The following is a 920-nucleotide window of genomic DNA, read 5'->3' as shown; positions in this document are numbered from 1 at the left end:
GTACCTGGGGCGCAGGTGAGGGGGCCCAGGTACACCCCCAGCGTACCTGGGGCGCAGGTGAGGGGGCCCGGGTCCCCTCACCCGATTCATGTCCTGCCCTGGAGACTGGCCGCCTTCTGTCTGATCTGCGGGAGCAGGGCACGCAGTGCGGCGCCGGGGCAGCTCGTCATGTAGGCGTCGCCGTGGGCCGCGAGGGCGGGCAGCGTCGCGGTGGTGCCCTCGGCGTAGCGGCTGCGGCTGTTGCTGGAGGTGAGACGTGCGGTACCGCGCGGGTCGACGCCGGCGAGGCCGAGTTTCCAGGCGGCCAGGGCGGCGATCGCGTCGGCCATCGCCCGCGGGACGGGGACGCCGGCGGTGAAGGTGCCGAGGGCGGCGATGCCCGCCGTGCGGTGGTTGAAGCCGAAGGTGTGGGCGCCGGTGACGGGACGGGCGACGCCGCCCGCCCGTCCCTCGTAGATGGTGCCGCAGCGGTCGACGAGGAAGTTGTAGCCGATGTCGTCCCAGTCCCGGGCGCCGGTCTGGCCCGCGGCGAGGTAGCGGATGATGCGGGGGGCGTCGGCACAGTCGTAGTCGTTGGGCGAGTCGGTGTGGTGCACGAAGACCGCGATCACCTTGTCGTCGTAGTGCGGGGGCGGCGGGGTTCGTACGGTGCCGCTCGCCTCACCGACGCCGGCCCACACCGACCTCGGCACGATGTGCGGCTTCCGGGCCCCCACCGGCACGCTCCCCTGCCGGACCCTCGCGGCGGCCCCGTCCACCTTGTCGTCGACCGCCCGCTCGATCCCCCGCACACACAACACCAGCCCGACCACCACGGCGAACACGGGCACACAGGCAAGGACGACCAGCACACCCCGCGGCAAACGTCCGGCGCGACCGGCCCGGGCTCCGGGAGCCTCCGCCGTGGCCGTAGGCCAGAC

At 73.8% G+C, this 920-nt stretch carries 1 protein-coding gene; it reads right to left on the bottom strand.

All coding sequences use genetic code 11. The annotated features are described in order from the left end of the window. Positions 1-86: 86 nt before the first annotated feature. The gene (locus EHS43_RS45225; RefSeq protein ID WP_185806691.1) at positions 87-851 is read right to left on the bottom strand and encodes a peptidoglycan recognition protein; all 765 of its coding nucleotides are present in this window, start codon (positions 849-851) and stop codon (positions 87-89) included. Positions 852-920 lie beyond the last annotated feature (69 nt).

This window comes from Streptomyces sp. RP5T (assembly GCF_003933965.1).
Lineage (GTDB): Bacteria > Actinomycetota > Actinomycetes > Streptomycetales > Streptomycetaceae > Streptomyces.
Note: the sequence above shows the minus strand (reverse complement) of the source record. Positions and strands in the feature narration are given on the sequence as shown.